Here is a 365-nt window from a genome sequence, read left to right on the forward strand (position 1 = left end):
CCCCGAAGGATCGTGATATCGCAATGGTTTTTCAGAATTACGCGCTGTATCCCCACATGACGGTGTTTGATAATATGGCGTTCGGTTTGAAGCTCAGAAAGCTGCCGAAAAAAGAAATCGCAGAGCGAGTCCGGACGGCCGCTGATATTTTGGAAATCGGGCATCTGCTCAAGCGGAAACCGAAGGCTCTTTCAGGCGGACAGCGGCAGCGGGTTGCGCTCGGCCGGTCGATCGTGCGGGAGCCGAAAGTGTTTCTGATGGACGAGCCGCTTTCCAACTTAGATGCGAAACTGCGTGTGACGATGCGCGCCGAAATCAGCAAGCTCCATCAGCGTTTGAAAGCGACCATCGTTTATGTGACGCAT

General features: G+C 53.7%; 1 protein-coding gene. It reads left to right on the forward strand.

Annotation, left to right across the window (positions count from 1 at the left end):
• Positions 1–365 (forward strand): ABC transporter ATP-binding protein (locus tag SB660_RS19285; protein WP_410583837.1); only part of this gene is annotated, 365 nt, incomplete at both ends.

This window comes from Bacillus sp. SIMBA_005 (genome assembly GCF_046535585.1).
GTDB classification, from domain to species: Bacteria; Bacillota; Bacilli; order Bacillales; family Bacillaceae; genus Bacillus; species Bacillus pumilus.